The sequence below is a fragment of the Mesorhizobium silamurunense genome, assembly GCF_014843905.1.
Classification (GTDB): domain Bacteria; phylum Pseudomonadota; class Alphaproteobacteria; order Rhizobiales; family Rhizobiaceae; genus Mesorhizobium; species Mesorhizobium silamurunense.
The window spans coordinates 50,781-69,392 of the sequence record NZ_LPVS01000094.1; the positions used below are offsets into that span (position 1 = coordinate 50,781).

19 protein-coding genes and 1 tRNA gene are annotated in these 18,612 nt (G+C 64.9%); 7 read left to right on the forward strand and 13 right to left on the reverse strand.

All coding sequences use genetic code 11. The features are described from left to right. Nucleotides 1–140: 140 nt before the first annotated feature. On the forward strand, nt 141–1,592 hold the full coding sequence (locus tag AU465_RS28370) for an MFS transporter (protein ID WP_312891327.1): 1,452 nt from the start codon (nt 141–143) through the stop codon (nt 1,590–1,592). A gap of 122 nt (nt 1,593–1,714) precedes the next feature. Here the strand turns inward: AU465_RS28370 and coaBC are convergent, their stop codons facing one another. From coaBC to ubiE, 3 genes are all read right to left on the reverse strand, one after another. Beyond that, nucleotides 1,715–3,187, reverse strand: coding sequence for a bifunctional phosphopantothenoylcysteine decarboxylase/phosphopantothenate--cysteine ligase CoaBC (coaBC, locus tag AU465_RS28375; RefSeq protein WP_210325292.1), 1,473 nt, complete (start codon nt 3,185–3,187; stop codon nt 1,715–1,717). Nucleotides 3,188–3,260: 73 nt separating this feature from the next. Continuing rightward, on the reverse strand, nt 3,261–4,835 hold the full coding sequence (gene ubiB, locus AU465_RS28380) for a 2-polyprenylphenol 6-hydroxylase (RefSeq protein ID WP_192255523.1): 1,575 nt from the start codon (nt 4,833–4,835) through the stop codon (nt 3,261–3,263). 42 nt (nt 4,836–4,877) lie between these two features. Further along, entirely contained in the window at nt 4,878–5,654 is a 777-nt protein-coding gene (gene ubiE, locus AU465_RS28385; RefSeq protein WP_192255525.1) for a bifunctional demethylmenaquinone methyltransferase/2-methoxy-6-polyprenyl-1,4-benzoquinol methylase UbiE, read from the reverse strand. Nucleotides 5,655–5,822: 168 nt separating this feature from the next. On the opposite strand from ubiE, the gene AU465_RS28390 reads away from it, so the two are divergent. The 3 genes from AU465_RS28390 to AU465_RS28400 all read left to right on the forward strand — a co-directional run bounded on the left by AU465_RS28390 (nt 5,823) and on the right by AU465_RS28400 (nt 8,213). Further along, nucleotides 5,823–6,797 carry an adenosine deaminase gene (locus AU465_RS28390; RefSeq protein ID WP_192255527.1) on the forward strand — a complete coding sequence of 325 codons (975 nt, stop codon included), beginning with the start codon at nt 5,823–5,825 and terminating at the stop codon, nt 6,795–6,797. 114 nt (nt 6,798–6,911) lie between these two features. Then, nucleotides 6,912–7,541, forward strand: a complete 630-nt coding sequence (upp, locus tag AU465_RS28395; protein WP_059184513.1) for a uracil phosphoribosyltransferase — start codon at nt 6,912–6,914, stop codon at nt 7,539–7,541. A gap of 105 nt (nt 7,542–7,646) precedes the next feature. Further along, nucleotides 7,647–8,213, forward strand: a complete 567-nt coding sequence (locus AU465_RS28400; RefSeq protein WP_192255529.1) for a TIGR02281 family clan AA aspartic protease — start codon at nt 7,647–7,649, stop codon at nt 8,211–8,213. Between the two features lie 8 nt (nt 8,214–8,221). On the opposite strand, the gene deoA is transcribed toward AU465_RS28400, so the two are convergent. The 6 genes from deoA to AU465_RS28430 form a co-directional block, all read right to left on the reverse strand. Further along, nucleotides 8,222–9,538, reverse strand: a complete 1,317-nt coding sequence (gene deoA, locus AU465_RS28405; protein WP_192255531.1) for a thymidine phosphorylase — start codon at nt 9,536–9,538, stop codon at nt 8,222–8,224. Continuing rightward, the gene (locus AU465_RS28410) at nt 9,538–10,344 is read right to left on the reverse strand and encodes a purine-nucleoside phosphorylase (protein WP_192255533.1); all 807 of its coding nucleotides are present in this window, start codon (nt 10,342–10,344) and stop codon (nt 9,538–9,540) included. The genes deoA and AU465_RS28410 overlap by 1 nt, the downstream gene beginning before the upstream one ends. Next, complete coding sequence (gene cdd / locus AU465_RS28415; RefSeq protein WP_192255535.1) at nt 10,341–10,733, reverse strand: cytidine deaminase; 393 nt, start codon at nt 10,731–10,733, stop codon at nt 10,341–10,343. The genes AU465_RS28410 and cdd overlap by 4 nt, the downstream gene beginning before the upstream one ends. 73 nt (nt 10,734–10,806) lie before the next feature. Next, nucleotides 10,807–11,778 carry an ABC transporter permease gene (locus AU465_RS28420; RefSeq protein WP_192255537.1) on the reverse strand — a complete coding sequence of 324 codons (972 nt, stop codon included), beginning with the start codon at nt 11,776–11,778 and terminating at the stop codon, nt 10,807–10,809. A 1-nt stretch (nt 11,779) separates the two neighbouring features. Next, nucleotides 11,780–12,919 (reverse strand): ABC transporter permease, encoded by a 1,140-nt coding sequence (locus tag AU465_RS28425; protein ID WP_192255539.1) that lies wholly within the window; start codon nt 12,917–12,919, stop codon nt 11,780–11,782. Continuing rightward, entirely contained in the window at nt 12,916–14,448 is a 1,533-nt protein-coding gene (locus tag AU465_RS28430; protein ID WP_192255541.1) for an ABC transporter ATP-binding protein, read from the reverse strand. Before AU465_RS28430 ends, AU465_RS28425 begins: the two co-directional genes overlap by 4 nt. Before the next feature lie 166 nt (nt 14,449–14,614). Here AU465_RS28430 and AU465_RS28435 point away from each other — a divergent pair, with 166 nt between their 5' ends. Next, nucleotides 14,615–14,824: a SlyX family protein gene (locus tag AU465_RS28435; RefSeq protein WP_192255543.1), complete on the forward strand. Its 210-nt coding sequence runs from the start codon at nt 14,615–14,617 to the stop codon at nt 14,822–14,824. A gap of 40 nt (nt 14,825–14,864) precedes the next feature. Further along, nucleotides 14,865–15,272, forward strand: a complete 408-nt coding sequence (locus tag AU465_RS28440; RefSeq protein WP_192255545.1) for a hypothetical protein — start codon at nt 14,865–14,867, stop codon at nt 15,270–15,272. On the opposite strand, the gene AU465_RS28445 is transcribed toward AU465_RS28440, so the two are convergent. The 4 genes from AU465_RS28445 to AU465_RS28460 all read right to left on the reverse strand — a co-directional run bounded on the left by AU465_RS28445 (nt 15,251) and on the right by AU465_RS28460 (nt 18,106). Then, nucleotides 15,251–15,730 (reverse strand): GNAT family N-acetyltransferase, encoded by a 480-nt coding sequence (locus AU465_RS28445; RefSeq protein ID WP_192255546.1) that lies wholly within the window; start codon nt 15,728–15,730, stop codon nt 15,251–15,253. The genes AU465_RS28440 and AU465_RS28445 overlap by 22 nt on opposite strands. A 68-nt stretch (nt 15,731–15,798) precedes the next feature. Continuing rightward, nucleotides 15,799–16,788 (reverse strand): BMP family lipoprotein, encoded by a 990-nt coding sequence (locus tag AU465_RS28450; RefSeq protein ID WP_192255548.1) that lies wholly within the window; start codon nt 16,786–16,788, stop codon nt 15,799–15,801. 203 nt (nt 16,789–16,991) lie between these two features. After that, the gene (locus tag AU465_RS28455) at nt 16,992–17,312 is read right to left on the reverse strand and encodes a hypothetical protein (protein WP_192255550.1); all 321 of its coding nucleotides are present in this window, start codon (nt 17,310–17,312) and stop codon (nt 16,992–16,994) included. A gap of 92 nt (nt 17,313–17,404) precedes the next feature. Then, nucleotides 17,405–18,106, reverse strand: a complete 702-nt coding sequence (locus AU465_RS28460) for a hypothetical protein (RefSeq protein WP_192255552.1) — start codon at nt 18,104–18,106, stop codon at nt 17,405–17,407. A gap of 414 nt (nt 18,107–18,520) precedes the next feature. Between AU465_RS28460 and AU465_RS28465 the strand changes: the two genes are divergently transcribed. After that, nucleotides 18,521–18,610: transfer RNA gene (locus tag AU465_RS28465), tRNA-Ser, on the forward strand. Nucleotides 18,611–18,612 lie beyond the last annotated feature (2 nt).

Below are 18,612 nucleotides of genomic sequence, written 5' to 3' on the forward strand. Positions count from 1 at the left end.
TGGCTCGCCCACGTCTCGAAATCCGCGAAAAGACCTCTTGAGCTCAACTGCGCTTGAGGTTCTACAAGCCCTGCCGAACTGGATCTGGCGCCTCGTTCGTTATGCGGATGAGGTTGCGGAAAAACAAGCGGGAGATCGACGTGACGGCAGCAGGCGGCAACAAGGTGGCAAGCAACAAGGTGGATTGGCGCGCGCTGTGGGCGAGCGGCGACCTGGCGCGCTTCTGCTTCGTCAGCCTGGGCATCCTGCTGCATGCCACCAATGAGACGATGGTGGCGACGGTGATGCCGGCCATGGTCGGCGAGCTGGCGGGCGTGCAGCTGGTTGGCTGGTCGCTGGCGATCTACGAGCTTGGCGCCATTGTCGCCGGTGCCGCGGCCGGCCGGCTGGTCAGTTATGTCGCGCTGCGCTCCAACATGATGATCGCCGCCCTGTTCTACGCGGCAGGCGCGCTGATCTGCGCCACGGCGCCTTCCATGCCGCTGTTCCTCGCCGGACGCCTGGTCGAGGGCCTTGGCGGCGGCGCGCTTGTATCGCTGGCCTTCGTCTCGGTCGAGCGGCTGTTTGCGCGCAACACCTGGCCGCAGCTCTTCGGCATCATGTCGGCGATCTGGGGCATCGCCGCCTTCAGCGGACCGATGCTCGGCGCGCTCATGACAGAGTACCTGTCGTGGCGCTGGGCTTTCGGGGTCTTCACGTTCGGTGGCGCGGCGATGGCGCTGGCAAGCTTCATCGTGCTGAACACGCCCGAGGCAACGAAGCCGCAGGCAGGCAGCGGCACGGCGCCGCCCTTCCCCTATCCGGCGCTCGCCTGTCTCGGCCTCAGCGTGGTGCTGATCGCCGCCGCCGGCATCGACATCGCCCTGCTGCGCTCGTCGCTGCTGCTCGCCCTCGGTTTGATCGGCCTGGCGCTGTTCTTCCGCATCGATGCCCTCAGGCCGCGCTCGCGCCTCTTCCCGTCCCCCTTGTTCTCATGGCGCTCGCCGCTTGGCTCAGGCATGACGATGGTCGCGGCCTTCTCCGTAGCCACCTGCACTTTCACCATTTACGGGCCGCTGCTTTTGACCACGCTGCACAGCATTCCGATCCTGACCACCGGCTACATCATCGCCGCCGAATCCATCGCCTGGTCGATCCTGTCGATCCTGATCGCCAATGCGCCGCTCGAACGCGAGCGGCTGATCATCGTCGTCGGCGCGCTGATGATCGCCTCTGGTCTCGCCGGCTTCGCCTATACCATACCGGCAGGCTCGATCCCCCTGATCCTGCTCTGCGCCCTGCTGCAGGGCGGCGGCTTCGGCGTTTGCTGGCCGTTCCTGACGCGCGTCATCGTCGCCTCGGCCCGGGAAGGCGAGCAGACGATCGCCTCGGCCGCCGTGCCGACCATGCAGCGCATCGGTTACGCGGTGGGCGCAGCACTTGCCGGCATTGTCGCCAATGCCAGCGGCTTCTCGGAAGGCCTGAACCGCGAAGCGGCCGCGGGCGTCGCCGGCTGGCTGTTCCTCGCCTTCGTGCCGCTCGGGATCCTGGGCTGCGTCGCTGCGCTGAGGATCGCGCTGCCGGCCATGCGGCCGCAGGAAGCGGCCGGTTAGGGCAATTCCAGGAAAAGTGTGTAACGGTTAGGCTCGGCGCCTTCGCCGTAGCCTTCCGTCCGGAATTGCGTCAAAACAAAGAGATAGAGCGGTTCTGCATTTCCGTGAAACGGTGAACCGCTCTAAACGACGACTGTCTGCAGCCGCTCGGCGATCAAGGCGGCGAGCCGCGCCGCGACCTCGTCCTTGCCCATCTCCGGCCATTCCTCGACGCCGGTCCTGGAGACGATGCGCACCTTGTTGCGGTCGCCGCCCATCACGCCGGAAAGGCCGATGCCGCTCTCATGCGAGACGTCGTTGGCGACGATGAGATCAGCGCCCTTCTTCTTGAGCTTGGCCTCGGCGTTGCCGATGAGGTCCTGCGTCTCGGCCGCAAAACCGACGACGAGGCCCGGCCGCTGGCTGTGATGGCCGACGCCGCCTAGGATGTCGGGGTTCTCTACCATCTGGAGCACCGGCGGCCCCTTCCCCGCCACCTTTTTGATCTTCTCGCCGGCAGCGTTCGCGGTCCGCCAGTCGGCGACCGCGGCGACGAACACCGCTGCGTCCGCCGGCAGAAGGCTCTCGACCGCATCCTTCATCGCGGCCGCGGTCTCGACATGCGTGGTCGCGACCCCGGCCGGATCGGCGATATTCACCGGGCCGGACACGAGCCGGACATCGGCGCCGAGCTTCGCCAGCGCGGCCGCGATCGCATGGCCCTGCTTGCCGGATGAGCGATTGGCGATATAGCGTACCGGGTCGATCGGCTCGTGCGTCGGCCCCGAGGTGACGATGATCCTGCGGCCCGCCAACGGCTTGGGCTTCTCGTCGAGCATCGCCTCGACCGCGGCCACGATCTCCAGCGGCTCGGCCATGCGGCCTTCGCCGGCCTCATTGCTTTCCGCCATCTCGCCCCTGGCGGGGCCGACAAAGACGATGCCGTCCTTCTGCAGCGTCGCCCGGTTGCGTCGCGTCGCCGGATGCGACCACATTTTCGGATTCATCGCCGGCGCCATCAGCACCTTCTTGTCGGTGGCCAAAAGCACCGTCGAGGCAAGATCGTTGGCATGGCCGTTGGCGAGCTTGGCCATCAGGTCGGCGGTGGCCGGCGCCACGACCAGAAGGTCGGCCTCGCGCGACAGCCTTATATGGCCGACATCGTGCTCGTCATTGCGGTCGAACAGCTCGGTGAAGACATGGCCGGCGGAAAGCGCGCCAACCGAGAGCGTGGTGACGAATTCCTGGGCGGCGGCCGTCATCACCACCCGAACCGACGCGCCGCGCTCGCGCAGGCGCCGGATCAGGTCGAGCGCCTTGTAGGCGGCGATGCCGCCGCCGATGATGAGCAGGATGCGCTTGCCGGAAAACGCTCCCCGAATTGACGGCATGCTGGATCCGACAGAGACGGGCGTCGTTTGTCGCTCGGGGCCGATCAGCGCACGCAGCGTCCTCTCGATCTGGTCGATGCGGTCGGCCTGTCCTGCCCGGCCTTCAACCGCCGCGCGGATCATCGCTCGCGCCTGCTCCTCCATCGAGCAGCCATTTTCGGCCGCCAGTTGCCGGAGCAAGTCCTTGACCTCGTCGTCAAGGTTACGGATCGTGATGCTGGCCATCTGATTGCACCGCTTTCAAACTGACGTCAGCAACGATAGCAATGCAATCAAACAACGACAAGGCGGACAGCGGTCAGAAAATCCGCCAGGCTATATAGGTCAGCGCCAGCGCGATGACCCAGAGCGCCACGCGGCCGGAGCGGGTATGGCGCGCCTCGGCCTTGCCGATGGCGCGCGCCGTCGCCTCGTCGAAGCGCAGGCCATGTTCGGCCATCAGGTCGATTTCGCGCGACAATCGCTCGGTGCGGGCCGCAATGTCCGGCGCCTGCCTTGCCAGTGCCACCAGCGCCTTGCCGGCGTCGCGCGCATCGGTGAGCATGCCGCGCGGGCCGAGATTGCCGGCGATCCAGTCGCTGACCACCGGCTCCGACGTCTTCCACATGTTGAAGGCCGGATCGAGCGTGCGGGCGACGCCTTCGACCACCACCATGGTCTTTTGCAGCAGGATCAGTTCCGGCCGCGTCGCCATGTCGAAAAGCTCGGTGACCTCGAACAGCAGCGTCAAAAGCTTCGCCATCGAGATGGTCTCGGCCGACTGGCCATGGATCGGCTCGCCGATGGCGCGGATCGCCTGCGCGAAGGCCGAGACATTGTGCTGGCGCGGCACGTAGCCGGCCTCGAAATGCACCTCGGCGACGCGGTGATAGTCGCGCACGATGAAGCCGTAGAGGATCTCGGCCAGGAAACGCCGCTCTTTCCTGCCGAGCCTGCCGGCAATGCCGAGATCGACGGCGACGATGGTGCCATTCGCCTCGACGAACAGATTGCCCGGATGCATGTCGGCATGGAAGAAGCCGTCGCGCAGCGTGTGCCTGAGGAACGACTGGATGAGGTTGGCGGCGATCGCCTTGAGATCGTAGCCGGCGGCAGCAAGGCCGGCCAGATCGTTCATCTTGACGCCGTCGATCCACTCCATGGTGATCACGTCGCGGCCGGTCCGTTCCCAGTCGACTGCCGGCACGCGGAAGCCCGTATCGTCCTTTGTGTTCTCAGCGAGCTCGGAAAACGCCGCTGCCTCGAGTCGCATGTCCATTTCGACCTTGGTGGTCTGCGCCAGCGTCTGGGTCACCTCGATCGGCCGAAGGCGGCGTGAGGAGGGAATGTATTTCTCCTGCAGGCGGGCGGCGAGGAAATAGCTCTCGAGATCCTGGAAGAAATGATGGCGCACGCCGGGCCGGATGACTTTTACCGCCACGCGCGAAGCTCTCCCGTTGCGAAAGACTTCGGCGCTGTGCACCTGTGCGATCGAGGCTGCCGCCACAGGCTCGCCGAAGCTCGCATAGAGATCGTCGATCCTGCGCCCGAGCGAAGCCTCGATCGCCGCGATCGCCTCCGCTTTCGGGAAGGTGTGCATCTTGTCCTGCAGCAGAGCGAGATCGAGCGCCATCTCGTTGCCGACGACGTCTGGCCGTGTCGCGAGGAACTGGCCGAGCTTGACATAGGACGGCCCCAGCCGCACCACCGCCTGCGCCAGCCGGTCGCCGCGTTGATGCTTCCTGGCGCGACGCCGGGTGAGCACTCGCGCCAGACGCCAGCCGAGCTTCGGCATGCCGGAAAGCTCTTCGCCGGGCAGCGCCGCAACGACGCCCTCGCGGACCAGCACCCAGCCGGCCCTGGCGAGCCGGAAGGCGGCGCCAATGCTGGTCATCGGACGCTGCTCATCGCCTGGCCTGCCTCAAGGGTTCCGACCTCAAAGCTTCCAGCCCGAATGAAGTGCCGCGATACCGCCCGAATAGTTGCGGAAAGTGACGCGATCGAAGCCGGCCCGTGCAATCATCGCCGCGAAATTCTGCTGGTTGGGGAATTTGCGGATCGACTCGACCAGATAGGAATAGGGCTCGCCGTCGCCGGTCACCGCCTTGCCGATTTTGGGGATGGCGGTGAAGGACCAGGCTTCGTAGGCCTTGTCGAGCAGCGGCATGTCGACCTCGGAAAACTCCAGGCAAAGGAACCGCCCGCCGCGCTTCAGCACGCGAAAGGCTTCGCTCAGCGCCACATCGATGCGCGGCACGTTGCGGATGCCGAACGCGATCGTATAGGCATCGAACGTGTCGTCCTCGAACGGCAGCGCTTCGGCATTGGCCTCGACGAAATCGGTGTTTTCCGAGAGGCCTTTCTTCTCGGCACGGTCGCGGCCGACCTCAAGCATCGAGCCGTTGATGTCGAGCACCGCCGCATGCGCGTTGCGGTGGCTGGCCTCGATGATACGGAAGGCGATGTCGCCCGTGCCGCCGGCGACGTCGAGCACCTTCCAGCCCGGCCGCTTCGGTGGGTTGAGCCACGCGACCATCGCGTCCTTCCACAGCCGGTGCAACCCGCCCGACATCAGATCGTTCATGAGGTCGTATCGATCGGCCACCTTATGGAAGACGTCGTTGACCAGGGACTGCTTGTCGCCTGCCCCTACCTTCCTGAAACCATAGGAGGTTTCCATGCCGCCCGCGGCCGTGGTTCTCTCAACTGACATTATTTTGATCCGCCATAAAACCGGCGGGACCATAGCCGATCGATGGGGCCGGCGCTATTGTCCAAGGCGCGGTTTTCGGCCGCGCCTTCGAGACGGGTTCGGGAAGAGTCTCGCATGATTTTCCGCCCGGAATCGGCGCGAGAACAGAATACCGCACGGGATGGCCGCATGATCTTGAAAGCCGAATTGCACTGCCACATCGAAGGGGCAGCGGCGCCCGACCTCGTCGTCAGCCAGGCCCGCAAATACGGCAAGGACCCCTCGCCCTATATCCAGGACGGTTCCTTCGTCTGGCACGATTTCAGCTCTTTCCTCGCGGCTTACGACTTTGCCTCCGACCTGTTTCGCACAGAGGAGGACTACGCCCGCCTGACCGATCATTATCTCACCAGCCTCGCCCGCGACGGTGCCATCTATTCCGAGGTCTTCACTTCGCCGGATCATGCGAAGAAGGCCGGCCTCTCGCCCAAGGCCTATACGGATGCGCTCGGCGAAGGCATGGCCCGCGCCAAGGCAAGGACCGGCATCGAAGGGCGCATGATCGTCACTGGCGTTCGCCATGTCGGCGTCGAGGCGATCGAGCAGGCGGCGCGCTTCGCGGCCCGCTGCGGCCATCCGCTGGTGACCGGCTTCGGTGTCGCCGGCGACGAGCGGATCGGCGATTTCGAGGATTATGTGCGCGCTTTCGAGATCGCGCGCGAGGCCGGGCTCGGCATCACCATCCATGCCGGCGAGCTGATGGGCTGGGAAAGTGTGGCGGCAGCGCTCGACCACATCCGCCCCGCCCGCATCGGCCATGGCGTGCGCGCCATCGAAAATCCCGACCTCGTGCGGCGTATTGCCGGCCAAGGCGTGGTGCTGGAATGCTGCCCCGGTTCCAACATCGCGCTCAAGGTGTTCGGCAGCTTCGCCGAGCATCCTTTCCCGGCGCTGCGCGCCGCCGGCTGCAAGGTGACGCTCAACTCCGACGATCCGCCCTATTTCTGGACCTCGCTGAAGCGCGAATACGATATCGCCGCCGAGCACTTTTCGATGGACGACAAGGCGCTCACCGCCGTCACCAGGACGGCCATCGAGGCGGCCTTCGTCGACCGGAAGACCAAAGCAATGCTGTTGAGTCGGCTCGACGTCAAAGGCCGGTGAATGGTGAATGGTTCGCCGGCTCTTCGGCCTGTGAATGGCAATCATCGGCCTATCAGGACTCGCAAACCCGCTCACTATTCACTATTCACTAGTCACCATTCACTGGAGCAGACCATGCAGGGCGTCACCGTCGTCGACCATCCCCTCGTCCAGCACAAGCTGACCATCATGCGCAAGAAGGAGACCTCGACGGCCGGCTTCCGGCGGTTGCTGCGCGAGATCTCGCTGCTTCTTGGCTACGAGGTGACCCGAAACCTCGAGCTGACCACAACCACCATCGAGACCCCGATCGAGGAGATGGAAGCGCCGACGCTGGAGGGCAAGAAGCTGGTCTTCGCCTCCGTGCTGCGGGCCGGCAACGGCCTGCTCGAAGGCCTGCTCGACCTGGTGCCGGCGGCGCGAGTCGCCCATATCGGCCTCTACCGCGACCACGAGACGCTCGAGGCGATCGAATATTTCTTCAAGGCGCCGAGCGACCTTGCCGACCGGCTGGTGATCGTCGTCGATCCGATGCTGGCGACCGCCAATTCCGCGATTGCGGCGATCGACAAGCTGAAGGGGCGCGGTGCCACCAACATCCGCTTCCTCTGCCTGCTCGCGGCGCCAGAAGGCATCGAGCGCTTCACCAAGGCGCATCCCGATGTTCCCATCTTCACCGCCTCGATCGACCGCCAGCTGAACGAAAAGGGCTACATCATGCCGGGCCTCGGCGACGCCGGCGACCGCATGTACGGGACCAAGTGAGCGCTTTTCTTAACCGCTCGTTTACGAAAGACCGTGGTTCCGGCGCGCGTTAAAGCTGAAAACACCATGTCGGCTTAAGGATCGGACCTTCACGAAGGCCGACCCATGCTGCGCAAGCTTCTCCTCCTTGGCGTCTTTGTCGGAAGCTCGGCATCGATACCGATCGTCTATCAGTCGAATCCGCAGATGGTCGAAACCCTGCTGAGATCGGCGGTTGCCTCGAAGCCGGCGACCCCGCAGGCTCAGCCGGACGTCAATCTCGCTTCGATTCCAGCCAAGCCGGCGACGCCGCTGCCGCTCGGCCGCCAGGTGCTGGTCAATGCCGACCAGCGCGGCCATTTCACCTCAGCCTTCAAGCTCAACGGCCGCCAAATAGACGGCATGATCGACACCGGCGCGACGCTGGTCGCCATCAACACCTCGACCGCGCGCCGGATCGGCATCTCGCTCAACCAGTCGGATTTCAACCATCAGGTGAACACGGCGAACGGCGCCATCAAGGCTGCGGTCGTCACCGTCGACCACCTGCAGATCGGCAAGATCTCGGTCGATAACGTCCAGGCGGTGGTGCTCGACGATCGGGCGCTGCAAACCAATCTGATCGGCATGAGTTTCCTGCAGCGGCTGCAGAAATACGAAGTCCAGAACGGCGCGCTGCTGCTCGTCCAATAGGCGCGATATTACAGAGGCAGGATCCGCCGGAGCACGGTCTTTTCGGCCGATGGCTTCGAGATGCCGATCGTATAGGCGGAGCGCACCGTGGCGGCGGCAGCCTCGGCATCCGTCCCGGTCCGCGCGTGGACCAGCGCCAGCGCCTCGCCCGCCCGCACCTCGGCGCCGACCGGCAACAGCCTGGTGAGGCCGACGGCGTGATCGATCCTGTCGTCCGGGCGGGTGCGTCCGCCGCCCAGTGCAACAACAGCAAGCCCGATGTCGCGCGTCGCGATCCCGGTGACGAAACCGTCCTCCGCCGCTTCAACCGCCAATTCCACCGCCGCTTTGGGAAGATATTTTTCCGGGTTCTCAACGAAATCGGCGGGGCCGCCGAGCGCCGTAACCATGCGCGCGAAGACCGCCGCCGCGCGGCCGCCGGCCAGCGTCTCGGCGGCGCGCCTGATCCCGTCCTGGTTGGACGAGACAATTCCCGCCGATTGCAGCATCTCGGCGGCGAGCGCAAGCGTGACGTCCTCCAGCCGGCGATCGCGGAACCGGCCGGCGAGGAAGTCGACGGCGTTGCGCACTTCCACCGCATTGCCGGCGGCCGAGGCCAGCGGCTCGTTCATGCCGGTCACCAGCGCCGAGGCCTTCAGGCCCGCGCCATTGGCGACCTCGACCAGGCTGTTTGCAAGTGCTACCGCATCGCGCGACTTCTCCATGAAGGCGCCGTTGCCGACCTTGACGTCGAGCACCAGCGAGGCCAGGCCCGCCGCAAGCTTCTTCGACAGGATCGAGGCCGTGATCAGCGGCACCGACTCGACTGTGCCGGTCACGTCGCGGATCGCGTAGAGCCGGCGGTCGGCCGGCGCCAGATCGGCGGTCTGGCCGATGATGGCGCAGCCGGTCTCGAGCACCGTCTTGCGCAAGCGCGCCACATTCGGCTGGCTGGCATAGCCGGGGATGGCGTCCATCTTGTCGAGCGTGCCGCCGGTATGGCCAAGGCCGCGTCCGGATATCATCGGCACATAGGCGCCGCAGGCGGCGACGATCGGCGCCAGCATCAGGGAGACATTGTCGCCGACGCCGCCCGTCGAATGCTTGTCGGTGACCGGGCCCGGCAGATCGGACCAGTCGAGCACATCGCCGGAATCGCGCATGGCGAGCGTCAGCGCCACCGCTTCCTCGCGGCTCATGCCTTTGAGGAACACGGCCATGGCGAAGGCGCCGATCTGGCCCTCCGAGAGCGTGCCGGCCGTTATCCCCTTGATGAAGGCCGCGATCTCGGGCGCCGAGAGCTTGTGGCCGTCGCGCTTGCGGCGGATGATTTCCTGGGGGAGCATCAGCTTTCCGACAAGCCTTCCTCGAAGACGCGCCGCAGGATCGTCGCCAGCCGCGCGCCGCCGACCGGCGCCATGTCCTTGGTTTCCTGGTGCGAGAGTTCCGCCCCGGTCATGCCCGCCGCCAGGTTGGTGATGACCGAGCAGGCGGCGACCTTGAGGCCGAGAAAGCGGGCAAGGATGACTTCCGGCACGGTCGACATGCCGACCGCGTTGGCGCCCATGACGCGCGCCATGCGGATCTCGGCCGGCGTCTCGAAACATGGCCCCGAGAACCACATGTAAACGCCTTGGTGGAGCGCGGTGCCGGTTGCCTTCGCCGCCGTCTCGATCGCCTTGCGCAGGCCGGCATCATAGGCCCCGGTGAGGCCGACGAAGCGGCGGTCGCTCGGCTCGCCGATCAGCGGATTGGAGCCGGAAAAATTGATGTGGTCGGTGATCATCATAACCGAGCCCGGTCCCATCTCGGGATCGACCGAGCCGGCGGCGTTGGTGAGGATGAGATGCGAGATGCCGATGCCGGCAAGCACCTCCAGCGCAGGGCGCATCGCGGCCGCGTTGCCGTGCTCGTAGTAATGGGCGCGGCCGGAAAGCATCAGCACCGGCGTGCCGGCGAAATGCCCGGCAACGACCTCGCCGGCATGGCCGGAAACACCGCTGCGCGGGAAGCCCGGCAGCTCGGCATAGGAAACGCGCCTTGCGTCCTCGACCTGGTCGACCAGCCCGCCGAGGCCCGAGCCCAGAACAAGCGCCGCGGTCGGGGCCAGCCCGTCCAGTTTCTCGACCAGATGATCCAGCGCTTCCTTCATTTCAAGATATCGCCCCTGAAGCCGTAAGGCAGCATGTCGCCCATGGTGACCGTCTCGACCACGCCGGTATTATCGCAGAGATAGAGCTTCGTCTCCGGCCGGCAGAATTCCGCCAGTCGCTGCCGGCAGCCGCCGCAGGGCGAGCATTTGGCCATGCGCTCGGCGATCACCGCGATCTCGGTGATCTTGCCGCCGCCGCCCATGATGTAGTGGCCGAGCGCGGTGGTCTCGGCGCACCAGCCCTCGGGATAGGACGCCACCTCGATATTGGCGCCGGTGAAGACGCGCCCGTCCTCGGTGCGCAGCGCGGCGCCGACCGGAAACTTGGAATAGGGCGCATAGGCCTTGGCCATCGCCGTCTTCGCCGCTTCGAACAGATCATGCGACATTTTCTTCTTCTCTTCCACGATCCTGTTCAAAAGCCGGTTGCCGAAGCTGCCGAACCGTTGTGCAACCCAGGCCTCAGCGTTCCTTGACGTAAGGCACGCCACCGGCGCGTGGCGGGATCGCCTTGCCGATGAAGCCGGCGAGCAGGATGACGGTCAGCACATAGGGCAGCGCCTGCATGAACTGCACCGGCACCTTTCCTATGAGGGGCAGCGGCGAGCCTTGCAGTCGGATCGCCGCCGCGTCGAGGAAGCCGAACAGCAGGCAGGCGAACATGGCGTTGACCGGCTTCCATTTGGCGAAGATCAGCGCGGCAAGCGCGATATAGCCCTTGCCCGCGGTCATGTCCTTCACGAAGCCGCCATTCTGCACCATGGAGAGATAGGCGCCGGCGACACCGGTGAGGATACCGGTGCAGATCAGCGCCCGGTAGCGCAGCCAGGCGACCGAGATGCCGGCGGTGTCGACGGCAGCCGGGTTTTCGCCCACGGCGCGCATCCTGAGGCCGAAGCGGGTGCGGAACAGCACCCACCAGGTGAACGGCACCATCGCGAAGGCGAAATAGACCAGGATCGAGTGGCCGGAGATCAGCTCGGCATAGATCGGCCCGAGGATCGGGACGTCGCGCACGGCTTCGGCGCCAGGCCAGACGATCGCCTCGAACCGCTCGCCCGGCTGCAGCGCCGGCGTGCGGCCGCCCTGCTGGAACCAGGCCTGGCCGAGGATGATGGTCGAGCCGGCGGCGACGAAATTGATGGCGACGCCGGAGACGATCTGGTTGCCGCGATGCGTGATCGAGGCGAAGCCGTGCACCATGGCGAAGGCGACCGAGATCAGGATGGCCATGCCGAGGCCGATGAGGGCGGAATGAAAGACCGATGCTGCTGCGGCGCCGGCGAAAGCGCCCACCAGCATCTTGCCTTCGAGACCGATGTCGAAGATGCCGGCCCGCTCGGAATAGAGGCCGGCGAGACAGGCAAGCAGCAGCGGCACCGACAGGCGGATGGTGGAATCCAGAACCTGGACGATCGCGTTGAAGACGTCCATCTCAGGCCCCCTTCCCGTTGACCGCCTGCATGCCGACCGATTTCGGGCTGAACGAGGCGAACAGCGCCTGGATATAGGGCCTGAACATATGCTCCAGCGCTCCGGCGAAGAGGATGACCAACCCTTGAATGATGACGATCATGTCGCGGCTGATCGCCGGCATCTCGAAGGCAAGCTCGGCGCCGCCCTGGTAGAGCATGCCGAACAGGATCGCTGCCAGCACGATGCCGACCGGATGCAGCCTGCCCATCAGCGCGACCGCGATGCCGACATAACCGGCGCCCGAGACGAAGTCGATCGCGACGTTGTGCTGGTCGCCCATCACCGGGTTGAGCGCCATCATGCCGGCCAGCGCGCCCGAGATCATCATCGCGGTGAGGATGATGCGGGTTTCCGAAATGCCGGCATAGCGCGCCGCCTTCGGGCTGTGGCCATAGGTGCGCATCTCGTAGCCGAGCTTGGTGCGCCAGATCAGCAGCCAGACCAGGAACGCCATCACCAGCGCCAGCAGGAAGCAGATGTTGAGCGGCGCCGAGCGGATCTTGGCGCCGAACAATTCGATGATCCAGTTGAGCTTCGGCAATTCCGCGCCGGCGAGGAAATTACGCGTCTGCGGCGCCTGCGATCCTGCCGGCTTCAGCGGACCGACCAGCAGATAGACCATCACCGAGGCGGCGATGAAGTTGAACATGATGGTGGTGATGACGATGTGCGAGCCGCGCTTGGCCTGCAGGTAGGCGGGGATGAAACCCCACAGCGCGCCGAATGCCGCCGCGGCGACGATCGCCATCGGAAAGATCGCCCACCATGGCAGCACGCTGTCGAAGCTCAGGCAGACGAGCGCGATGCCGAGGCCGCCGATATAGGCCTGGCCCTCGGTGCCGATGTTGAACAGGCTGCAATGCGCGGCCACCGCCACCGACAGCCCGGTGAAGATGAAGGTCGTGGCATAGAACAACGTGAAGGCGATGCCCGTGCCCTTGCCGAAAGCGCCTTCGACCAGGATGACGGCGGCGCGGAACGGATTTTCGCCGACCAGCATGACGACGAAGCCGGCGACGATGAAAGCCACCGAGAGATTGATCAGCGGGATCAGTCCGTAGTCGGCCCAGGCCGGCAGCTTTGCGTAAGGCGTGCTCATTCGGCGGCCTCCTGGTGCTCGACACCGGCCATCAGGAGACCAAGCTCGCCCTCGGTCGCGTCCGGCCCGCGTTCGCCGACGATGCGGCCGGCAAACATCACCAGGATGCGGTCAGAGAGTGAACGGATCTCGTCGAGCTCGACCGACACCACCAGCACGGCCTTGCCCTGGTCGCGCATGGCGATCAGCCGCTTGTGGATGAATTCGATGGCGCCGACATCGACGCCGCGCGTCGGCTGGCCGACGATCAGCACGCCGGGATCCTGCTCCATCTCCCTGGCCAGCACGATCTTCTGCTGGTTGCCGCCGGAGAAATTGGCCGTCTTCAGCCGGGGATTGCCGGGACGGATGTCGTATTTCTCGATCTTGTCCCTCGCATCGGCCATGATGACATCGACTTTGAGGAACGGTCCCTTCAGGTAGCGCTCGTCGTCGTGATAGCCGAGGATCGAATTCTCGTTCTCCTCGAAGGCGAGCACCAGCCCGACATGGTGGCGGTCCTCCGGCACATGGGCGAGACCGCGATCGCGCAATTCGCCGGGATCGGCCTTGCCGGTGAGGTCGACCGGCTTGCCTTCCAGCATGACCTCGCCCGAAACGGCGTGCCGGATGCCGGAGATCGCCTCGAGCAGCTCCGACTGGCCGTTGCCGGCCACGCCGGCGATGCCGACGATCTCGCCGCCGCGCACGTCGAAGGAGACGTCGTCGACCATGGTGACGCCGCGTGAATCCTTGACCGTCAGGTTCCTGACCGAGAGTTTTATCGCGCCGGCTTCCGACTGGCCCTTCTCGACCCGCAAGAGCACGCGCCGTCCGACCATCAGTTCGGCCAGTTCGCCGACCGTGGTTTCCTTGGTCACCCTGGTGGCCACCATGGTTCCCTGGCGCATGACCGAGACCGTGTCGGTGATGGCCATGATCTCGCGCAGCTTGTGGGTGATCAGCACCACCGTTTTCCCCTGCTCCTTCAATTGCTTGAGGATGCGGAACAGGTGGTCGGCCTCGGCCGGGGTCAAGACGCCCGTCGGCTCGTCGAGGATCAGGATCTCGGCGCCGCGATAGAGCGCCTTGAGGATTTCGACGCGCTGCTGCAGGCCGACGGGCAGTTCCTCGATGATGGCGTCGGGATCGACCTCGAGGCCGTATTCGCGCTCCAGCCGCTCGAGCTCGGAGCGCGCCTTGGCGATGCTGCTCTTCAGGAGCGCGTCGTTCTCGGCGCCGAGGATGACGTTCTCCAGCACCGTGAAATTGTCGACCAGCATGAAATGCTGGTGCACCATGCCGATGCCGAGCGCGATCGCGTCGTTCGAGCTGTTGATCGACACCGGCTTGCCGCCGACGCGGATCTCACCGCTGTCGGCCTGGTAGAAGCCGTAGAGGATCGACATCAGCGTCGACTTGCCGGCGCCGTTCTCGCCGACGATGCCGTGGATGGTGCCGCGCGCGACTTCCAGGTTGATGTCGCGGTTGGCGCGCACGGCGCCAAAACTCTTGTTAATGCCTATGAGCTCGATTGCGGCTTGCGCCATGCAGCCTGTCCCACTCGTTATTTTTTTATCGCTTGGTCAAAATGCCTAGCATGATGCCCCGCCCATGCCAATTGGCCGGAACGCCATTCACTCTCGACAAATCCCCGCGCGCTTGTCAATTTCGAAGGTGTCCGAGAGCTTCACATTCACAGAACCCGGGTTTTGAATGACCATGCCTGACAATCGGCTGACGACGCTGGAAATCCGTGCCGCCGAGCAGGAAAAGACGATCGAGGAGCTGTCCGGCCAGATCGCCGAGCAGTGGAAGGTGATCGAACGCATGGAACGCAAGCTTGCCGCCCTCACCGACCGGTTCCTGGCTTTGGAGGAGCAGACTGCTCCCGATACGCCGGTGACCAAGCCGCCGCACTGGTGAGCGGGGCATTAGGGTGAGCGAGCCATGGGGGAGAACGATCATGGCCAGTGAGGGCGACCGCATCGCAAGGGCCGGCAACTATGTCTTCGGCCTGATGGACGAACGGGAACGCGCCCGCGCCGAGCGCGACCTTCAGATCGATCCCGCCTTTCGCGACGCGGTGCTGCGGCTTGCCGAGCGCATGCGTGCGCTGGTCCCTGCAGGACCGCCGAATGCGGCTTCGGACGATCGCTGGAAGCTTGTGCAGCAGCGCCTTGCCGAACTGCCGCAGATGCGGCTTGCCGGATTGAACGAGAGCGAGGTGCAGCCGCCGCCCGTCGTGATCAACAGGATCGAGCGCAAGCCCTACGGCGTCGGCCTGCATTCGCTTGGCGGCCGGCTCGGCTTCGTCATCGCGCTTGCCCTGTTGGCGGCCTTCGCGCTGGGCTATCTCGCCGGCACGCTATAGCTCGCGAGCTCGCGCGCCATCAGCACCATCGGTTCGCCGTCCTGCTTGAAGGCTTCGACCGCGGTCCAGCCGAGGGTTTCGTAGAAGCGTCGCGCCTGCCAAGTGTAGAGATAGAGCCCACTCACGCCGACGGACGCCGCATGGGCCTCAACAGCCCTCAAAAGAGCCGCACCAACACCACGACCCCGGTAAAATTTGTTATCGACAAGCCCGGCGAGCCAGGGTGTCAGATCATGCGCCGGATCGTTCTCGTTGCGGACAAACAGGCAGCTGCCGATGGGCGAGCCGCCGAGGCGTGCGACGAAGGCCGCCTCGAAGCCGTCGCCGGCGATCAGTCCGCGCAGCGCAGTGATATCCTCTTCGAGCGTCCGGCCGGTACCCTCGAAGAAGGCGGCCAGACGCAGCCTTGCAACGGCCTCGACGTCACCTTCCGCCATGGCTTCGACAATCGCTTGCATGATGCTCGTCCAAAAAGAAACCGCCGGGCGAAGGCCCGGCGGTCGATAAACCTTGGTTCAACTGCCGATCAATACGGGCAATTGTTGTCCGCGGTGTAGTCGTGCACCTGGACCTTGCCGGCGATGATGTCGGCCTTGGCCTTTTCGACGGCGGCCTTCATCTCGTCCGTCACCAGAGCCTTGTTGTTGTCGTCCATGGCATAGTCGACGCCGCCTTCCTTGAGGCCGAGATTCTCGACGCCGCCCTTGAACGTGCCGTTCTTGCCGTCCATGAAGGCGTTGTAGACGGCGACGTCGACGCGCTTCAACATCGAGGTCAGCACCTTGCCGGGCTGCAGGCCGTTCTGGTTGGAATCGACGCCGATGCCGAGCTTGCCGGCATCCGCCGCAGCCTGCAGCACACCAACGCCGGTGCCGCCCGCGGCCGCATAGACCACATCGGCGCCCTGGTCGATCTGCGTCTTGGCGATCTCGCCGCCCTTGGCCGGGTCGTTCCAGGCGGCCGGCGTGTCGCCGGTCATGTTCTGGATAACGTCGGTCGCGCCAGCCGACTTGGCGCCGCCGACATAGCCGCATTCGAACTTGCGGATCAGCGGGATGTCCATGCCGCCGACGAAGCCGACCTTCTTCGACTTCGACGCCATCGCCGCCAGGATGCCGACGAGGTAGGAGCCTTCATTCTCCTTGAACACCAGCGAGCGGACATTGGGCAGGTCGACGGCATCGTCGATGATGGCGAAGTTGAGGTCGGTATATTCGGCCGCGACCTTCTTCAGCGCATCCTCCCAGGCGAAGCCGGCCATCACGATCGGGTTGCGGCCGTCCTCGGCGAAGCGGCGCAGCGCCTGCTCGCGCTGCGAGGCGTTGGAGACTTCGAATTCAACATAGGCAACGCCGGTTTCGGCCTTGAACTTCTCGGCGCCGTGATAGGCGGCCTCGTTGAAGGATTTGTCGAACTTGCCGCCGAGATCGTAGAGGATGGCCGGCTGGACATCCGCGGCGAAAGCCGGAAGAACCATTGCAGTTGCGGCCAGAAGGCCGAGAACGATACGTTTCATGTGATCCACACCCTGTCGGTTATTTTCCGTTTGCACCGCCTGCCTGCCCGGTTCTCCGGCAGGCCTGCGACGTCAGGCAGGAAGTGTTTGCCCCTCCCGCTCGCGGCCAATCTGGCACGGCCCGAAACAAAATTCACGTGGAATTTTGACCTGTTGGAAAAAGCGGCGCGGCTGCCCGTTTCGGGCGGCGCGAAACGTTTGCGTCAGTTGGTCGGGGCGAATGCGTGGCGGCGGCGCCGGTAGCCGATGGCGTAGAGCAGGAACGCCAATACAGCGAACACCGCGAACCCTGGCTGGTCGAGCACCCAGGCGATGGCGCCGTCCCAGACCAGCGGGCTGGCCTTGGCGCGCACATAGGTCTCGAAGGCCGCGCGGGTGTCGGGCGATACCGCCAGCCAGCTTGTGTTGAGCGGCGTCATGACGAGAGCCGACGCCGCGACAGAGCGCGTGGTGTCGATCACCGCCATGATGACCGAAATCGACAATGCAACCATAGCCGCCAGCCGAAAGATGAAACGCAACATCCAACGCTCTCCCCGGGATTAGCTCCCGTCTGCCCCGCAACCGACATAGAGCGTGCGCAACTGCCACGCAATCGCGACACGCGATTTTGAGGTTAGACTGTTCTTGCCGGTTTGCGCCGGTTGACCCGCCAGATGGCGAAGATTCCGCCGGCGATTGCGCCGACGATCAGGCCTGCGAGGCCGATAAAGGCGGCGAAGAACCCGCAGGCACCTTCGAAGCAGCTCATATGGGTGGCGTCGGCGATCAGCGACCCGGCGAAAAATCCGGCGCAGGCGCCGATGGCGCCGCCAAGGATGATGCCGAGCAGCGCGGCAACGAGCGAGACCAGGAGCGGCGGGCGTTCGGTCTCGGGATTGGCATAGACGGTCTCGGCGCCGGCGCCGTGCCGCAGGAGATAGATGCAGAGCAGGCCGATGCCGATCTCGGCGGTCGCGAAGCCTAGCGCTTCGGCCGAGAAGACGAAGTCTGGCACCAGAAGCGTATAGGCCTCGCGCACGATGAGCCACAGGATGATGACGACCTGCCAGATGGTGTAATGACGCGGGAAACGCGCCGACCGGTTGAAGGCAAGACCGAGCAGGTAAAGCCCCCACAGGATCGTGACGACGCTGCCGGCGAGACCGCCATAGATCAGGAAGAACACGCTTTGCGGCAGGTTGAAGTCGCCGATCAGCCGCCAGCTCGAGATCAGGCCATAGGCCGATAGACCCATGACGATGACCAGCCACGCCACCGGGATAAGGGAGAGCCCGCTGTCCGGCCGGCCCGCGGGTTCCTTGTCGATCGATGCCATGTCAGGACAGTGCCCCTCGCAAAGCCCAGGCAATTCCAGAAAAGGCGCGTGGCGGTTTTCCGTCCGGAACTGCACAGAAAACAAACATTTCAGGCAGTCGACAGGCCGCCGGGACCGAAGTCAAGCGCGGCAAGCGGCGCGACCCGGCCTGTGCACATCATTCGAACGCCGCCCTCTGGTGAAAGCGCCTTCCAGCCATCCACGGCAAAAGCCTTTGTACAGTCATTATGGCTTGGCATTCGCTTTAGGATCGACTAGATGAGCCCCGCGCCTGTTTTGGCTAGACGGCTAGAGGTGCTGGGAAAGGGTTGCCCGCCGGTTGAAGGCACCCCAAATAGTCCGTCGAGGACTTCCCGAGGGAGCTGCATCTCCCCAACCCGCGCGGCGAAACCGGCCAGCGCGAGATGCAAGGACGGAGAGGTGGCCGAGTGGTTGAAGGCGCACGCCTGGAAAGTGTGTTTACGGGAAACCGTAACGCGGGTTCGAATCCCGCTCTCTCCGCCAGC